Source organism: Mycolicibacterium pallens (genome assembly GCF_019456675.1).
Taxonomy (GTDB): domain Bacteria; phylum Actinomycetota; class Actinomycetes; order Mycobacteriales; family Mycobacteriaceae; genus Mycobacterium; species Mycobacterium crocinum.
Map to the genome: position 1 here is coordinate 622,237 of NZ_CP080333.1, position 17,104 is coordinate 639,340.

At 61.9% G+C, this 17,104-nt stretch carries 12 protein-coding genes and 1 pseudogene; 10 read left to right on the plus strand and 3 right to left on the minus strand.

Annotation, left to right across the window (positions count from 1 at the left end):
* Positions 1-11 precede the first annotated feature (11 nt).
* From K0O64_RS02855 to K0O64_RS02875, 5 genes are all read left to right on the plus strand, one after another.
* Complete coding sequence (locus tag K0O64_RS02855; RefSeq protein WP_071950127.1) at positions 12-1,274, plus strand: IS256 family transposase; 1,263 nt, start codon at positions 12-14, stop codon at positions 1,272-1,274.
* Between the two features lie 145 nt (positions 1,275-1,419).
* On the plus strand, positions 1,420-2,640 hold the full coding sequence (gene istA, locus K0O64_RS02860; protein ID WP_071950126.1) for an IS21 family transposase: 1,221 nt from the start codon (positions 1,420-1,422) through the stop codon (positions 2,638-2,640).
* On the plus strand, positions 2,640-3,452 hold the full coding sequence (istB, locus tag K0O64_RS02865; RefSeq protein ID WP_071947848.1) for an IS21-like element helper ATPase IstB: 813 nt from the start codon (positions 2,640-2,642) through the stop codon (positions 3,450-3,452). The genes istA and istB overlap by 1 nt, the downstream gene beginning before the upstream one ends.
* A 143-nt stretch (positions 3,453-3,595) precedes the next feature.
* A complete protein-coding gene (locus K0O64_RS02870; protein WP_071947847.1) occupies positions 3,596-4,510 on the plus strand; it encodes a glycosyltransferase family 2 protein in 915 nt (304 codons plus the stop codon).
* A 209-nt stretch (positions 4,511-4,719) separates the two neighbouring features.
* The gene (locus K0O64_RS02875; RefSeq protein ID WP_071947846.1) at positions 4,720-6,198 is read left to right on the plus strand and encodes a lipopolysaccharide biosynthesis protein; all 1,479 of its coding nucleotides are present in this window, start codon (positions 4,720-4,722) and stop codon (positions 6,196-6,198) included.
* A gap of 115 nt (positions 6,199-6,313) precedes the next feature.
* Here K0O64_RS02875 and K0O64_RS02880 read toward each other — a convergent pair whose 3' ends face one another.
* The 3 genes from K0O64_RS02880 to K0O64_RS02890 form a co-directional block, all read right to left on the minus strand.
* On the minus strand, positions 6,314-7,162 hold the full coding sequence (locus tag K0O64_RS02880) for a glycosyltransferase family 2 protein (RefSeq protein ID WP_071947845.1): 849 nt from the start codon (positions 7,160-7,162) through the stop codon (positions 6,314-6,316).
* 65 nt (positions 7,163-7,227) lie between these two features.
* Entirely contained in the window at positions 7,228-7,371 is a 144-nt protein-coding gene (locus K0O64_RS30260; RefSeq protein ID WP_198044318.1) for a WecB/TagA/CpsF family glycosyltransferase, read from the minus strand.
* A gap of 99 nt (positions 7,372-7,470) precedes the next feature.
* The gene (locus K0O64_RS02890; RefSeq protein WP_071947844.1) at positions 7,471-8,808 is read right to left on the minus strand and encodes a tyrosine-protein kinase domain-containing protein; all 1,338 of its coding nucleotides are present in this window, start codon (positions 8,806-8,808) and stop codon (positions 7,471-7,473) included.
* Positions 8,809-9,385: 577 nt separating this feature from the next.
* Between K0O64_RS02890 and K0O64_RS02895 the strand changes: the two genes are divergently transcribed.
* The 5 genes and pseudogenes from K0O64_RS02895 to K0O64_RS02915 all read left to right on the plus strand — a co-directional run bounded on the left by K0O64_RS02895 (position 9,386) and on the right by K0O64_RS02915 (position 17,077).
* Positions 9,386-11,404, plus strand: coding sequence for a hypothetical protein (locus tag K0O64_RS02895; protein ID WP_071950125.1), 2,019 nt, complete (start codon positions 9,386-9,388; stop codon positions 11,402-11,404).
* 233 nt (positions 11,405-11,637) lie between these two features.
* A complete protein-coding gene (locus K0O64_RS02900; RefSeq protein WP_071947843.1) occupies positions 11,638-12,996 on the plus strand; it encodes a nucleotide sugar dehydrogenase in 1,359 nt (452 codons plus the stop codon).
* 467 nt (positions 12,997-13,463) lie between these two features.
* Positions 13,464-14,375 (plus strand): annotated as a pseudogene (locus K0O64_RS02905) (aldo/keto reductase); the annotation flags it as partial.
* A 12-nt stretch (positions 14,376-14,387) separates the two neighbouring features.
* Entirely contained in the window at positions 14,388-16,091 is a 1,704-nt protein-coding gene (locus K0O64_RS02910) for a GMC oxidoreductase (RefSeq protein WP_071950124.1), read from the plus strand.
* Between the two features lie 23 nt (positions 16,092-16,114).
* A complete protein-coding gene (locus K0O64_RS02915) occupies positions 16,115-17,077 on the plus strand; it encodes an NAD-dependent epimerase/dehydratase family protein (protein WP_071947842.1) in 963 nt (320 codons plus the stop codon).
* The last annotated feature ends 27 nt before the right edge of the window (positions 17,078-17,104 follow it).

Below are 17,104 nucleotides of genomic sequence, written 5' to 3' on the forward strand. Positions count from 1 at the left end.
AAGGACTGATGATGTCCGAAACACTCGAATCCGTGGCGATCGATGTGGATCAAAAGCAGCTGGCCGAGCAGTTGCTCGCCCAGGCCAAGGAACAAGGCGTGGAGTTGGTGGGCCCAAACGGCCTGCTCAATCAGTTGACCAAGAACGTGCTGGAAGCCGCGCTGGACGCGGAGATGTCCGAGCACCTGGGCTATGACAAGCATGACCCGGTCGGCCGTGGCAGCGGCAATTCCCGCAACGGCAGCCGAGCCAAGACCGTGTTCACCGAGATCGGCCCGGTCGAGATCGAGGTGCCGCGAGACACCAACAGCACGTTCGACCCGGTGATCGTCAAGAAGCGTCAGCGCCGGTTGACCGGCATCGATGAGATCGTGTTGTCGCTGACCGCTAAAGGACTCACGACCGGGGAGATCGCGGCGCATTTCGATGACGTCTACGGCGCCACGGTCTCCAAGGACACCATCAGCCGGATTACCGACAAGGTCATCGAGGAGATGACCGAGTGGTGTAACCGGCCGCTGGAGTCGGTGTATCCGGTGGTGTTCATCGACGCGATCAACGTCAAGGTCCGCGACGGTCAGGTCACTAACCGGCCCATCTACGTCGCCATCGGCGTCACCTGTGCCGGGGAGCGCGACATCCTCGGACTGTGGGCCGGCGACGGCGGTGAAGGGGCGAAGTTCTGGCTGTCGGTGCTCACCGAGATCAAGAATCGCGGCACCACCGACGTGTGCATCGTGGTCTGCGATGGCCTCAAAGGACTACCCGATGCGATCAACACCGTGTGGTCTCGCGCAGTCGTCCAGACGTGTGTGATCCATCTGTTGCGCAACACTTTTCGCTACGCATCGCGCAAGTACTGGGATCAGATCGCCAAGGACATACGCCCGGTCTACACCGCGGCTACCGAAGCTGCGGCCAAAGAACGTTTCACCGAGTTCACCGAGAAATGGGGTGCCCAGTACCCGGCGATCGCCCAGCTGTGGGAGAACGCGTGGAGCGAGTTTGTGCCGTTCCTGGACTACGACGTCGAGATCCGCCGCGTCATCTGCAGCACGAACGCGGTGGAATCGCTGAATGCCCGCTATCGGCGGGCGATTAGGGCCCGCGGGCACTTCCCGACCGAACAGGCCGCGATGAAGTGCCTTTACCTGGTGACCCGATCCCTGGACCCCACCGGCCGCGGTAAGGCACGATGGGCAATGAGGTGGAAGCCCGCGCTCAATGCGTTCGCGATCACCTTCAACGGCCGGATCACTCCGACTGGCAACTAACCAATGCCAAGTCAGATCCACCGTTTATCTGACAGTCCCATAACTAACGTCGTGTAACCGGGAGCGGATTGTCAGCTCCGGTCGAAAAGTGAGCAGATGATTCCGGTCGAAAAGTGAGCACCCTTCTGATTGGAGAGTGATCACTGTGGAGGACTGGGCCGAGATCCGCCGGTTGTATCGGTCGGAGAAGTTGTCGCAGGCTGAGATCGCGCGGCGGCTGAAGTTGTCGCGCAACACCGTGGCCAAAGCGGTGAGTTCGGAGTCGCCGCCGCGCTATAAACGGGCGCCGGTGGCGTCGTCGGGGTGGTTGGCGGTCGAGCCGGCGGTGCGGGCGCTGCTGCGGGAGTATCCGACGATGGCGGCCTCGGTGCTCGCCGAGCGAGTCGGCTGGAGCGGTGGGCATTCGTGGTTCGCCGAGAACGTCGCGAGGATCCGCCCGGAGTATGCCCCGGCTGATCCGTGTGACCGGCTGGTGCATCTGCCTGGGGAGCAGGTGCAGTGCGATTTATGGTTCCCCGGTCAGGTGGTGCCCGATCACGGCGGGGTGTTGCGGTCGTTCCCGGTGTTGGTGATGGTCGCGGCGTACTCGCGTTTCATCGCCGCAGTGATGCTCCCCTCCCGGATTACCGGGGACTTACTGGCCGGGATGTGGCAGCTGCTCTCCCGGGATATCGGAGCGATCCCTCGGACCTTGTTGTGGGACAACGAGTCCGGTATCGGTCAGCGCGGGCGTCTCGCGCAGGGCGTGTCCGGGTTCTGCGGAGTGCTGGGCACCCGACTGGTCCAGGCCCGCCCGTATGACCCCGAAACCAAGGGTGTGGTGGAGCGAGCCAACGGCTACCTCGGGACGTCGTTTCTGCCCGGTCGCACATTCTGCTCGCCGGTGGACTTCAACGCCCAACTCTCCGACTGGCTGGCCGCGGTGGCCAACGTCCGCCGCCACGCCACCACCCGACTGATCCCGGCCGAGGCGCTCAGCGCAGACCGAGTGGCGATGGCCACGCTTCCACCGGTCGCGCCGACGACGGGGACCACGGTGAGCACCCGGTTGGGTCGTGATTACTACGTGTCGATCGTCTCGAGTGCGTATTCGGTGCATCCCGACGCGATCGGCCGCATGATCACTGTGACCGCCACCCTGAACCGGATCTACGCCTACTGCGGCGACCGGATAGTCGCTGATCATGAAAGGCTCTGGGGTGCAAACGGTTTGGCTGCTGATCCATCACACATCAATGCGGCATCGGCTTTGCGTCAACAGTATCTTCATCGACGTGCCGGCACCGAGGACCCTCTACAGGTCGACGTTGAAGTCGCCGATCTGAGTGCCTACGACGCGGTGTTCGGAACCGGGGAGGTCGCCTGATGGCCACGAAGCGCACCTCGGCTCCAGGTGAGGTTGACAAGCTCATCGCCCATCAATCCCGACTGTTGAAGGCGCCGCGGATCGCCGGGCATTACGCCCGACTGGCCGAGCAGGGCCGTGCTGCGGCCTGGTCGTTGGAGGACTACCTGGCCGCGGTATTAGCGGTGGAATCCAATGCCCGCGCCGAATCCGGAGCGCAGCAACGGATTCGGTATGCAGGGTTCCCGGCGATCAAGACGATCGCCGACTTCGACTTCACCGCCCAACCCGCCCTCGACCGTGCCCAGATCGCCCGCCTCGAAGGTGGCGGCTGGCTCGCCGAGGCCCGCAACGTCGTACTGCTCGGACCGCCCGGCACCGGCAAGACCCACCTGGCGACCGCGTTGGCCATCGCCGCCGCCCAAGCCGGACACCGCGTCGCGTTCGCCCCGGCGACCGGCTGGATCAGCCGCCTGGCCGAGGCGCACTCCATCGGCCGCCTCGAGGCTGAACTGCGCAAGATCTCCCGCTACGGGCTGATCGTGATCGACGAGGTCGGCTACATCCCGTTCGACACCGAAGCCGCCAACCTGTTCTTCCAACTGGTCTCGACCCGATACGAAAAGTCCTCGATCATCTTGACCTCCAACCTGCCGTTCTCCCGGTGGGGACAGGTGTTCGGCGAGGCCACCATCGCCTCGGCCATGATCGACCGGATCGTGCACCACGCCGACGTCATCGCCCTCAAAGGAGCCAGTTACCGCATCAAACACACCACGATCGAGACACTGCCCTCCGTAGAAGTCGACCGTCAGGCAGACTCAAACCCGTAAGCACACCTGCTCACTTTTCGACCGGAACAGGCTGCTCACAATTCAACCGGAGCTGACAGCGGATCAATATCTTTCGCAGAGTCACGGGGTTTCATGTCCCCGACACGTGTTCCGGCAATACTCCGATCGCCAATAATGGCGGCATGGCCGAACGCTATCTGATCGCTATCGCTACGTACTTCCGCCCAACCGGATTGCAACGAATGCTGGACAGTCTGGAGGCGGTCGTCTCATCGGCGAGCGTGGATATTCTCGTTGTTGATAACGATGCGAAGGGATCGGCGCGTTCGGTCGCAGTCAACCATCCGCTTGACCTTGTGTACGTTGTGGAGCCTGAACCCGGCGTCGCGGCCGCCCGGAACCGCGCGCTTGACCACTTCAGTGATCGATACCGTGCGCTCATCTTCGTTGATGACGACGAGTGGGTGTCCCCATCCTGGCTGACCATCCTGACGACGTTTGCCGCCGAGACAGAGGCGGACGTTGTCGTCGGTCCGGTTATCAGCGTCTTCCTTGAACCTGAGCCGAGATGGGTGCAGCGTGGTGGCTTCTACATGCGACGATTCCCTAAGAATGGTGCACATTTGCCCACCGCCCCAGCCGGCAACACTCTCCTGCTGCGTGATATGTGGGTTCGTGCTGGCTTCCCGCGATTCGACTCCGCGTTCTCAGCGTCAGGCGGCGAGGACGACGACTTTTTTCGCGGGGTTCGAAAGGCGGGCGCTACCATCCTCTTCTGCGCAGAGGCGCTGGTTTACGAAGGGGTGCCAAAAGAAAGAGTGTCGTTACATTGGGTGCGCCGCCGGGCAATCAACAACGGCCGGGCTGACACCCGAGTGCGGCTCAAGCACGGTGACTCGTTGTCGATATCGTTGGCAAAAGGTATCCGCAGCGCCGTGTATGGCATCGTGTTCCTCGCAGTTGGGCTGGCTACAGGCCGTGGCCTCCAGGCCAGACCCTACTTCACATTGTTTTTTGCCTACGGGAAATTTGCGGGCCTCCTCAGCTATTGGATTGAAAGATACTCGCGAATCATCCACGCGGATAACACCCATTAGCTTCGTTCACTCATCTGGCAGACGAGCCTGCTAAACAGGGCTTAACGGATTCCCTGAATGCGAGGGTATTGCGGAGCACGGGGTTCCAGTCCGTCCGAGGCGTAATGGCTCCATCCTCCGGTGGGTCGGCAGCGAGAAAGGTTCCGCGAGTTGGGCGAGTTCCTCCGAGTACGGCAATCGCACGTGTACGTTGCGAATGTTACGGCCGGATGAGCGGGGATCGGGTGCCAACTGGACATGGGCGCTCCGCGAGCGGCAACGCTCTCCTGGCTCTGGGCGGCCAATGGGGTCGTTATGCGATTCAGTTACTCGCACTCGTCGTGTTCTCGCGGCTGCTCAGCCCCGCCGACTTCGGTCTCGTCGCCATGGTCACCGGCGTTGCCGGCATCGCCTATGCGATCGGAGACTTCGGACTCTCGCTCGCTGCTCTGCAGGCCGAACAGTTGAACGCACCCCAGCGCACCAACCTGTTCTGGTTTAACAGCGGGATCGGCCTCGTCGTGGCCGCCGCGGTAGGCCTCACGGCCCGACCGCTGGCTGCGTTCTATGGTGATTCACGGATCGCCCCGGTCGCCGCCGTACTAGCGATCGCGTTTCTGGTCAACGGAATCGCCGTGCAATTCCGTACCGAACTGAACCGTGAGCTGCGCTTCGGTGTGATAGCTGGTGCCGAATTCCTTGGGCAGGCGACGGGATTCGCCGTCGCGTTGGTAGGGGCGCTCGTCGGGTGGTCGTATTGGGCGTTGGTGGCTATGCAGGTCACTGCGGCGGTCGTCACGAACGCAATCATCATCGCCAGAGCGCACTGGTGGCCCGGCTGGTACCACCGCGCTACGGCGATGCGATCGTTGCTTGTCTTCGGGGCGAACACCTTCCTCACGCAGTTGGTCAACTACGTGTCGACCAACGTCGACCAAGTCATCATCGGCCGCGTGTGGGGCGCCACTACGCTCGGCTTCTACAACCGAGCGTTCCAAATCGCTCGTCTACCGGCCCAACAAGTGGCCGCCCCGCTTACTCGCGTGGTCCTCCCTTATCTCGCGAGACTCCAAAACGACCACACGGCATATCTCGCTATGGTGAAGAAGATACAGCTGGCTCTCACCACGCTCCTCCTTTCGCTGCTGGCTTATATGGCCGGCACCGGCGACTGGCTGGTCCCGGTCGTCCTTGGCGATGGTTGGCAAGAGGCCGTACCGCTACTTCGCGCCCTTTGCCTTGCGGGAGCTATAGACGCGGTCGGAAAAATCACGTATTGGGTGCTGCTCTCGCAAGGCAAGACGGGCCTGCTGTTCGGCACCGAGCTTGGAGCCCGCCTCGTCATGATCACACTCATCGTCATCGCCGCCGCCAAGGGACCACTATGGGTGGCGCTTGCCGCCGCAGTCGGCCAAGTCTTGCTCCTCGTATCCGCCGCGTGCTTCGCGCTTCCTCGCGCCAACGTTGCACCCGGCCCCGTTCTGCTGCCAGCACTACGGCCCGCCGTCCTGTTCACGTTTGCCGCTGCCGCTGCGTGGAGTGCGGGCCAGCTTGCCGACAGGTGGCCCGACTCCGCTGCCCTGCTGATCGGGACGGTCGCCTTCACCGCTGTCTGCCTAGCCGCCATGACGCTTCCAAGTTACCGCCGCGACGTGGCAGTTTTGTCGGCGCTTGTCCGCAGTGTGCGACGCAAGCGCGGAAACGGATAAGCGGATCGCAGCTGGAGAACTTGACGTCGGCGAACCGCTCCAGAAGGCGGGGGTACCGCCGAAAGGGGTGTTGCTGTACGCGCTTTGCTGCCTATTCAGACTTCGATGCCCCGGCTCAGATCTGGTAAGCCTCGCGCCAAAAGGCCACCGGGTTACGGAATGCCCGCGCCAGCTTCGCGCGCTGAATTTGAGCATGGGCCTTCTTCAACTCCGTGGGGTACGGGCCGCCGCCAGCACGGACGTAGCCCCACAGCATCGCGAACGAACCGATGACGTACGGACGCCGAACAAGGTAACGCGCGCAGTGGATGAGGAAGTAGGGGAACCAGGAGCCGGTCCATCGCGACAGCCGCCCGTTGCGGTATCGCCCATGGGCGAGCCCCTCGCTTGCACCAGTGAGACGAGCCAACTCGAAACGTGCGCCGGCGTCCACACGCGTTTCGAAACCCGCTAGACCTGCCGCGATCTCGTCCATCACATCCAAACCAATCGCCGTCGGCACCGACTCGGTCGCACGGTAAGCCTCCGCCGTGTACAGCTTGACCGCACCGGCCACGTGGAACTTCTGCTCAACCATGCCCTTAGATATGACGACCCCGCCCGCGATGCCGACCCCGCCGTGCGCAAGTTCGAGCACCCTTTCGAGATAGTCGGGGAACATCCGGACGTCTGCGTCTAATTTCATTACGTGCGAATACGGCTTTCGTGCGAGCGTGTGTGCCACACCGAAACGAAACGAGCTGTAAGCCGATCCACCGATCAGTCCGCCATCGTTGGTCTTCGACAAAATCGTGGCCCGGTTCTCGGTATCGACCTCGGCGAGACGTTCGGCGGTGCCGTCAGTGCTGCCGTCGTCGACCACTACCCAATCGAAGTCCTGGAATCGCTGCGCACGAAGGTTGGCCACCAGACCCGACACGTTGTCGGCCTCGTTGTGCATCGGCGTGACGATCAGCAAAGTCATAGGTCTTCCCTCTGTCTTCTCGAAGGGGCGTGTGACTGTCGGACTACCTGGAGAACGAAAGCACGTTACCGGCGTAGCGCTTGAGGGACACGGGGAAGGTCGGTCACGATGCAGTGAAACCACTCAATGCTTATGCGCTGCATCCACTTCGGCACTCGCGCCGCTTCCCCGGCAAAGAAGTCGATGGATACGCCGATGCCGAGCGGCACCGCACTCCTCTTGTCCTCCAATCCAATCGCCAACCGGTTCCACCTAACCGGAAATAGTGAATGGCGAATGGTTTATCGATCGGATCCGCCCTCATCGTTTCAGACGTCGGCGTTGGCCGGCGCCGACTGCTCATCCTTGCGAACACGCGACAATACGACTCCCAGGATCTTGGCTCCGGAATGTCGCAAAGACCCAGCGACCTGTAGTAACTCGGCACGTCGCGTCTTCACTGCCGCGACCACGACCACGTTGGGGATGTTCTGAGTAAAGAGCGAGGCGTCGCCCAAGTTGATTATTGGTGGGGCGTCGACGATGACCACATCGAAACGGTGAGCAAGAGCCGTCATCAGCTCGCCGAATTTCTCGCCGGCGAGCATCTCGCCGACATCGATGGCGCTTCCACCGCAGGGGACGATGGTGAAACCGCCCCACTTCGACTGTAATGACGATTCGTCGAGTTCAAGTCGCCCGGAAACCAAGTCGGTTATTCCGCGCGTCTGCTCGATGCCAACCCGAGCCGCCAGGCGGCCTCCTCGGACATCGGCGTCAATGAAGGCCACCCGCTTCCCAGCGGCGGCGAGCGCACCCGCAACATTTGCGGCCACCATTGTCTTGCCGGCGCCTGCCCGTGGCGAGGTGAATATCAGGCGTGTGGGCGTCTGATCAGCCGCGTACAGAACGTCGATGGCGATCCGATGAAGGATCGACTGCAGCTCGGGTGCCTGCTTCATGAACTGGAATAGATCCGGCGTCTCGGCCTCATGCACTTCCGGAATCCCGCCGAGAAATGGGACATTCAAAGCGGTGACATCACGGCGCCTTCGTACACGTGTATCGAAGTTGTCGGTGACTACCGCAGCAAATACCGCTACGACTATTGCCACTCCGACCGCCACGATGAGGTTGAGTAGGACTTTTGGGGACGATCGGCGCACTGGTATGTCGGCAGGCTGTAGCACTTCGACTTGGACCGGCGAGTCAGCAATCAAAGGGGCGCCTTCGAGGTCCGCTACAGCCGGTGACATCACTTGGGCGATGCGGTTGGCGGTGGCGGCGGCCTTCGCAGCCGTCGGCGCCGACACCGCCACGTTGATTACCAGCGTTTCTGTCGGGATAGTGACTTCTATTTTTTTGACCAGGTCGGGCACTGTGACGCCCAGGTTGAGCGAGTCTATGACCGGCTGCAGAACTCGGTTCGTGGTCACGAGCTGGGCGTAAGTCTTCATGCGATCCGCAACATACGTTTGCGCCTCCTGGCGTGTGCCCATGGACACAAACCCGGATAGTTTGGGCGCGAACACTATTCGGGCGTTCGCGGTATAGGTCGACGGAATGAGAAATCCGGCACCTGCCAGCGCTGCGCCGACCACAAGAAAGACGGTCAGGAGTACCGGCCAGCGCCGCATTAGCAGGCGGCAGTAGCTGCGAAGATCCATAATCCACCAGACGTGTCGACCTAATACGAGAAGCCTGCGGGTTAACGCGCCCACTGCTTCTCGCACTGACAATAGCGTGACGAATCCGCACCAGGTGCTAGGTAACACGGCTGTTCGCAGTTGGCCGTGGCGTTAGTGCCGGTCGTGCGGGACTCGCTTTTACGGATGACCTGCGGCAGCAGTACCTGTTCTCTGGGTTGTCGAGCAGTCTGGCACCTCATCGAGCCACTCACACTCGGCTCTTATCCATATGGCGTGCGACCTTCGTATAGCGTCCTCAAACTGAGCGGTGGGTGCAACCGGATCGACTAGCGGACAGGCCGATTTAACGGGCGTTCGCATGCGCGTTGACACGTGGCAAATAGGTTAGACTTCTAGCCCTGCTAGGGACTATCTCCGATTACCTGTTGGGGATACGGAAATTCGCACTCTCGAAGGTAGAACAGCGTGGACTCGATCGGTTCAGTCTTGTTCCCAGTTAAGCAGCGACTGTGGGGCAGTCGATGACGAGTTGGGTCGTTCACGTCTCAGACGTCGATCCCTGTTCCACGGCACTGTGATGCGACGCAGTTCTGTGATGCGCGCACTCGCGGCGATAGTGCTGCTGGTAACGGTGGCACCGCTCATGGGATCCGTCGCTGGGCCGGCGCACGCGGAGCCGGGCGACGCCGGCGGCCAGACGCAGGTGGTGGATGTGGCCAACGACGGCCGCGTGACGTTGCCTTGGGCCACCCTTGGTTTGCAACCAACGCTGGAATTTTATGGCGGCGGCAGTACCAGTGTCACACTCCCGGTACCGGCCGGGCTGACTGTTGCCCGGTTGCAGGGCTTGATTCACGCGCCGATAAATATCGATGCTGGCTACCTTGAAATCGACGGAGGCGACGGAAAATTTCTCGCTTCGGTCGATCTGCCCCCAGCGGGCGCCCCTCAGGCCGTCACACCTTTCGATGTCGACATTTCGGCGGCACTGGCCCAAGCCTCGTCGGTTGACCTGACGTTGACCGTTCGGGCACGCAACACCGGCGAACTGAACTGCGGCCCGGTCCAGCGGCTGACGCTCAGCGATCTAGCAACGGTGTTCGCCGGAACCCAGCTTCCCGTGACCACGGTCGCGAGCTTTTTTCCACCTGTTCTCGGCAAGGTCACGATCTATGCGGCAACTGACGCCAGCCCCGCCGAACAGCAGGCGGTCCTGACATTGGTGTCGACGTTGGCGCGCCTATATGTGCCTCGGCCGCTGCCTATCGCGGTCGTCAGCCAACCCCGTGGCACGCCACCGCCGCCGGCTTCTGGGCTGGATCGCGCCGTTGTCGTTGAGACTGGGCCGGCTGGCCTCAGCGTCGAAAACGCCGGGATGCCCGACGCGTACCTACGGATTTCGGGTGAGGGCGATCGACTCTCGGACCAGGTGTCGTTGCTCGTCACTCAGCTGCAACCACTGGCGCAGACGGCGACGGCCCGCGTCGACCAAGCAGGATCTGACGCCGCCCCCCTGAGCGGGGACACTCTTACGTTCAGCCAGCTGAAAGCGAGCGGTGAAGCCTCATTCTTTCGGACGAGCAGTGTGGATGTTGGATTCGACCGCGCGTCCTTGGGGCCCAGATTCGACAGTGTCCAAGTGCATCTGCTTGCCGATTACACCCCTGTGCGCCCAGGTGACGCGGCAACCGTTGTGATTCGCTCCGGAAAACTCATCGTCTATCGCGCCGCGCTCGACGGCACAGGTCTTGTGGACGCGACGTTCCACCTCGATCGGGAAATGCTCGACGAACAATGGATCAACCTGAAAGTCGATCTCACCTACACCCCGAATCAAACGTGCGGGCCGTTGTTGGCGCCGATCGCATTCCAAATCAATCCACGCTCAACGGTAACCATGCACCGCGGCGGTCCTCCGCTAGGCGGCTTCGCTGCATTTCCGTCCGAGTTCAGCCCCAAGTTCGTAGTAGCACTTGATGGCAGTGGCCCGAATCAGCTCAGCTACGCCGCCCGAGTGGTGGCAGCTGTCTCGCGTCTAACCCGCACCGAACTTACACCGCAGGTCGTCAGTCTTGAGGCCGCTGTCGAAGCTACTTCAGGGGCGCTCATCGTGGCCAAAGCCGACGCGATCAGCCGAACATCGCTGAAGCCACCTATAAGCGGCGACGGATCGACTGTCGATTTCGCGCTGCCGAAGGCGTTGCAGGTCAACATCGACCAGGGGCTGGGATCAATTCAGGCGTTTGCGGATCCGCCCCGCAACCGTTCCGTCGTCCTCGTAACTACGAGCTCGGTGTGGACTCTGGTGGACCCGCTGTTCGACTCCATCGACGGGCCGACCCGCAGCTGGTCAAAGTTGACGGGCGACGTCCTCGCAGCAGGTGCGGCCGGAACGCCGAAGAACGTCACGATTCGACAAACCGCCAGCAACATCTTCGAGCCGCCACGTTCCGACACCTCGGGTTCGTTGCAGAAAACCTACATCGTGGGAGGCGTACTCGTGGCCGTCGCGCTCCTCGCGATAACTGCGCTCTTGATCTGGCGTACGACCCGGCAATCTCGACGACCAGTCGGCGCCCACAGCGCAGACGATTCAACAGATGATTCGTATTGATCGATCCTGACCGAGTCGGATAGCGGATGATCGAGGACGCACCGCACGTTTACTTGGCCAGTAGAACATCGGCATCGTGAGTCAAGCGCCGCGGGTTGCCAGCAGCTTTGCCCCCTGGTGGCATGCCCCTTCGGTTAGGATGTTGCCGCAGCACGATCGAATCGTCTGCAGAAATCGCATCACGAGGGCAGCGATCTGCTGCGTGGCTGCCCGCCTACTTGGGGGGTCATCGTATGCCCGCTCCTGCCTTTGCTAGCCCGCACGCTCAGGCCCTGTTCGAGCGGCTCTCCACCCGCACAGCCCGGGTCGGCGTCATCGGTCTTGGGTACGTCGGTTTGCCCCTGGCGGTTGAGTTCGGTCAGGCCGGCTTCCACGTCGTCGGCATCGACCTGGATAAGCACAAGTGCGATGCGATAAACGCCGGCACCTCTTATATCGCGGACGTCCCTAGCTCCGCAGTGGCTTCACTCGTCGAGGCCGACCGACTACGCGCGGTCCCGGGCCTCGATGCAGCAGACAGCCTCGACACCATCAATATCTGTGTGCCAACACCGCTGCGCAAAACCAGGGACCCGGATATGACGTATGTTCTGTCCGCTGCGCATCTGGTGAAGGAGTATCTACGCCCAGGCATGCTCGTCGTCCTCGAGTCCACGACGTATCCGGGTACAACCGAGGAAATAGTGCGAAACATCCTCGAAGAAACCGGTCTGCGTGCTGGGTTCGACTTTTTCTTGGCGTATTCGCCGGAGCGCGTCGACCCAGGCAATGTGAAATGGAATACCAAAAACGTGCCGAAGGTCGTGGGGGGCCTCACACCTGATTGCTCGACGTTGGCCGCTGAGTTGTACGGGGCTTCCATTGATCGTGTAGTCCAGGTCAGTTCTCCGCGCGCAGCCGAGATGGCTAAGTTATTGGAGAATACGTTTCGCGCCATCAACATCGGACTCGTCAATGAGATGGCGCTGATGTGTGACCGAATCGGCATCGATGTCTGGGAGGTCATTGATGCTGCCGCGACGAAACCGTTCGGGTTCATGCCCTTCTATCCAGGTCCTGGGCTAGGTGGGCACTGCATTCCAATTGATCCGTTCTACTTATCGTGGAAGGTCAAGGAAGTGGGATTTGAAGCCCGCTTTATCGAACTGGCCGGCCAGGTTAATGCAGCGATGCCGCGGCATGTCGTCGACAAAGTTGCTGACGCACTCAACGAACACGGGAAGTCGATCAAGGGCGCCAACATTCTAGTGATGGGCGTTGCCTACAAACCCAACGTCGACGATGTGCGCGAGTCGCCGGCGTTGGACGTGATCGCACTTCTGGTGAAGAAGGGTGCACACGTCACTTACCACGATCCTTTTGTGCCGCACGTGGATGCAGAGCATTCGTCCATTGGTCAACAGATGGATTCGATGCCCTATAGCCGCGAAGCCGTCGCGGCGGCCGACTGCGTCGTGGTGACGACCGATCATCAGGCATTCGATTATGTGGAACTGGTAAAGTCGGCGCGCGTTATCGTCGACACCCGCAACGCCGTGAAGATTTCTGCGCCCAACGTATTTAAACTCGGCGCGCCGAACCCCGGCGCGTAATGAAGTCGCCTTGCAGGCTCCCAGGATTTTGTGATGTCTCGGATCCTTGGCATGTATAGCGCAATCCCGGCGGTGGCTCATTCGACGACGGGGTTGCTGATTCAGCGGGGTCCTCGATCGGGCGCAAGCGCGCCAGGTTATGGCCCGCAAGACGCTTAATGTAAACTCCCCGGTCGACGCCCGCTGATGCAGCTCTTGCTGACGCGCGACAATTTGTGCAGCCGCTTTTTGTTGCGCGTCCGCGAAAGATTGCATCGGATCAGGGTTTGCTCATAACCTACGCTGTGTATCCGCGACGACGATGGCGATCGGCAGGTAGAACAGGTAGATGAGCGACGCAGAATGCGATGACCTACGGGGGCGGGGCCACGTTTTTGCGACGTGTAGCCGCGAGCTCATCGCTTCGGACCTCCGGCTGATCTGCAAGGGCTGCGGTGTTAGGACGAGTTGAACTCCCGGGCCCGCAGCTGACAATCAGCGCGGTCGGTTTTGGATGCGGTGGTTTGATGCAGTCGCCGTCGCGCAAAGAGCGGATGGCCGTCCTCGGCAGTGCGGTCGACAACGGGATGACCCACTTCGACACCGCGCGCATGTACGGACTGGGGATGGCAGAGGCCGAGTTGGGTGCGTTCCTGCGCACCGTCGACCGCGGGAGCGTCACCATCGCCACGAAGTTCGGCATCGAGGTCGGTGGCATGGCCCAACGGCTGGCCCGATTTCAGGCCCCCGCGCGGGCACTACTTCGTCAGGCGCCCGGCTTGCGGTCTGCCGTCAAGAAGCGTCAGGCGCCGCCGACCGCGAGCGTTCGGGTGTACGACGCCGCAATCGCGGCGCGCAGCCTCGACCAAAGTCTCGCAGCGCTGGGGTCCGATTACGTGGACATCCTGTTCGTGCACGGTCCGGAGCCCTCAGACACCGTAATGACCGATGAGCTCCTCGAATTTTTCGAGGACGCCCGTCAGCAGGGCAAGATCCGCGCCTGGGGAGTGTCCCAGGACTCGGGCCTCGAAGTGAACTTCGCCGGGTTGTTCGGCCCCGAGGGTGTGGACCAGCTTCGCGGCGACGTGCTCCATCCTTCGCCTCGCCCGGCGGACATCACGTTCGGCGTTCTGAATCGGCCATTGGAGATGATCTCCGCCGCGTTACGGGCCGATCCTCAAATGGCGGCCCACTGGCGCGACGCCCTCCAAATCGACCCATTGGCTCCCGGGGTATTGGCGAAGCTGATTCTCGGATCAGCAAGCAGCGCAACGGATTCCCGCGCGATTCTGTATAGCACCACCAACCCCAAGCGAATCGCGGAGGCGGCCAGCGCAGTCGAGTCGCCGTACGGTGCCGGGACGTTGTCAAGGTTCCTCGAACTCGCCGAAGAGTTTCGGCGCAGTGGCCGGATGGTCCGTAAGACCGAGGATTTCGTTACGGGTACGACGATCGCGACGGATGTCGTCGTCGTCGGCGCTGGCCCGATCGGTATTTCCACGGCGCTGGAGCTTGCGAAATCGGGCGTCGAGGTGGCGCTCGTCGAAAGCGGTCTGGAACGAACGGACGACATGGCTCAGGCGCTGGCGTCGTTCGACTCGCGGCAAGACGACATCTTCCATGCGCGCAGCGACCTGACGGTTCGGCGCGCGGTGGGAGGTGCGTCGGCACTGTGGGGCGGGCGTTGTGTCGCGTTCGACCCGATCGACTTCGAGGATCGGCCGCTAACTGCGCTGGCGCCTTGGCCGATCAGGCACAAGGATATTGAGCCCTACATGCAACGTGCCTGCGACTGGGTGCAGTGCGGACAAGCGGCATTCAACGCGCGAGATATTCCGGAGATTGCGCAAAACGATCTAGTCGCCGGCCTCCCCGACGGCGACGTGCGAACGACCGACCTCGAGCGCTGGGCGTTGCCGACGCGCTTCGGACGCGAGTACCGGGATGCGTTGCACAACACTCCGTCACTCTCGATGTGGACCGGCCTGACGTGTACAGAGATCGTGAGCGGCGAGTGCGGCGACTCCGTTGACCACCTCGTCGTCAAGACACTCGACGGCCGGGAGGGAAAAGTCGTCGCGAACGATTACGTCATCGCCACTGGCGGATTGGAGGCGACGCGGCTGCTGTTGGCGTCAGACCGACACCACCCGGGGGGGCTGGGAAACGCGGGCGGACATCTCGGGCACTGGTACATGGCCCATACCGAGGGCCGTTTCGCGCGTGTGAAATTCAATACCGACAACGTCATCTATGAGCACGAGCGTGATAGAGACGGTGTCTACGTCCGGCGGCGGTTCACGTTCAGTCCGCAGCTCCAGCGCGAGCTCGAAATACCCAACTCCGCAACTTGGTTGGTCAATCCGCCGATCAGCGATCCCGGCCACGGAAGTGGGATCCTGTCAGGGGTGTACCTGACTCTCATTTCACCGGTCGGTCGCTTCCTACTCGCCGAGGCGATCCGTGAGGCTCATACCAAGACCGACGGCAAGCCACAGATCGCGCAGCACGTGCGCAACATCGTGCGAGATCTGTTTCCATCAATCCGGTTCGCGATCACATTCTCCTACGCCCGCCTGCTCCGCAGGGGTCGCAAGGCGCCGGGTTTTTTTATTAAGAGCGCCGACAACCGGTACCTGCTTCACTACCACGGTGAGCATCTACCGCATTGGGAGAGCAGGGTCGAGCTCACCGACGAGCGTGACGCGCTCGGCATGCGGAAGGTCCGGACCCATATGCACTTCTCCGACGCCGACTACGAGAGTGCCCACAAGGCAATCGATCTCATCGACGCGCACTTGCGCGCCAACGGCGCCGGCAATGTGGAGTGGCTCACCGATGATCCCGAGGCCGCGGTGCGGGACTTCATGCACGGGTTCGCCGGTTACCACCAGGCCGGGACGACGCGGATGTCGGAAACCGCTGAGGGCGGCGTCGTGGACGGGAACCTTCAGGTCCACGGGGTGCGCGGACTGTATGTCGCCAGCACCTCCGTGCTGCCCACTTCGAGTCAGGCCAACCCTACACTTATCGGGATCGCGCTCGGAGTTCGATTGGCTGAACGGCTTGCCAACGCTCGGTTGGCCGGCAGAACGGATGATTCCGGGTCTGCCTGAACGTCTTTCAAAGGGGGATTACGATGACTGCAGACTCGGTCCTGGTGACGGGCAGTGCGGGATTCATCGGCAGTGCGCTGGTGTCGTACCTACGGGAGTCCGGCCGCCGCGTCATGGGTCTCGACCGTGATGCGACGCCAGGCCCTGATTCGCTTCGTGTCGATCTGACCACGATCACCGGCGACGATTTGCCGCGACCGTGCCCGCCGACCATCATCCACCTCGCCGCGCTGTCCAAGGAGCCCGGATTCCCGTGGCGGGATTATTTCGCCAACAACGCCGAGGCCACCCGCCGCCTGTGCCGAGCCGCCGACGATGCGGGCGTACAGAACATCGTTTTCACCAGTTCGATGATGGCCTTCGCTGCTGGTCCGTGGCGTCGTAGCGAAAGCGATTTCGGCGACGCTGACACCGCTTACGGCGCCAGCAAGCTGCAGGCAGAGGAGATTTTGCGGACGTGGCAGGCCGCGAAACCGGGACGGCGCCTGCGCATCGTGCGTCCGGGTGTGGTGTTCGGCCCCGGCGACACAGGTAATATGCGGCGGCTGATCCACGGCCTGAGCAAAGGGCGCTTCGCTTACATCGGCCGTGATGACACGGTGAAAAGCTGTATCTACCTGAAGGATATGGTTCGGCTGCTGGTTCTCCTCACTGAAGACGACGGGCCGCACGACACATACCACGCCGTCTATCCGCAGCCGACCACGATCCACGATCACGTCGATGCCATCAATGCGGCCTGGGGATGGGACCGCCACCCGCGGACTGTTCCGTATCGTTTTGCGCTGGCGGCGGCCTCGCCCTTCGCGTTGGTCGATCCGACGGGGGCACGTTTCGGCCTGCATCCCAGGCGGATTCAGAAATTGCAGTTCGACACCAACATCAGCTCGGAGCGTCTCGCAGATATTGGTTTCAACCAGCAGTATTCGCTCCGCGAGGCATTCGCCGATTGGCGACGAGAATGCGGTGGTGGGCTGCCGCAGTGAGGGCCGGTTGACCCTCGGTCACACGGC

What these genes read in the sequence shown, in the direction of transcription:
- K0O64_RS02915 (WP_071947842.1), top strand. Translation starts at nt 16,115, where the DNA reads ATGACTGCAGACTCGGTCCTGGTGACGGGCAGTGCGGGATTCATCGGC.
- K0O64_RS02900 (WP_071947843.1), top strand. Translation starts at nt 11,638, where the DNA reads ATGCCCGCTCCTGCCTTTGCTAGCCCGCACGCTCAGGCCCTGTTCGAG.
- K0O64_RS02875 (WP_071947846.1), top strand. Translation starts at nt 4,720, where the DNA reads ATGAGCGGGGATCGGGTGCCAACTGGACATGGGCGCTCCGCGAGCGGC.
- K0O64_RS02890 (WP_071947844.1), bottom strand. Translation starts at nt 8,808, where the DNA reads ATGGATCTTCGCAGCTACTGCCGCCTGCTAATGCGGCGCTGGCCGGTA.
- K0O64_RS02855 (WP_071950127.1), top strand. Translation starts at nt 12, where the DNA reads ATGTCCGAAACACTCGAATCCGTGGCGATCGATGTGGATCAAAAGCAG.
- K0O64_RS02910 (WP_071950124.1), top strand. Translation starts at nt 14,388, where the DNA reads ATGGTCCGTAAGACCGAGGATTTCGTTACGGGTACGACGATCGCGACG.
- istB (WP_071947848.1), top strand. Translation starts at nt 2,640, where the DNA reads ATGGCCACGAAGCGCACCTCGGCTCCAGGTGAGGTTGACAAGCTCATC.
- K0O64_RS02880 (WP_071947845.1), bottom strand. Translation starts at nt 7,162, where the DNA reads ATGACTTTGCTGATCGTCACGCCGATGCACAACGAGGCCGACAACGTG.
- K0O64_RS02895 (WP_071950125.1), top strand. Translation starts at nt 9,386, where the DNA reads ATGCGCGCACTCGCGGCGATAGTGCTGCTGGTAACGGTGGCACCGCTC.
- K0O64_RS02870 (WP_071947847.1), top strand. Translation starts at nt 3,596, where the DNA reads ATGGCCGAACGCTATCTGATCGCTATCGCTACGTACTTCCGCCCAACC.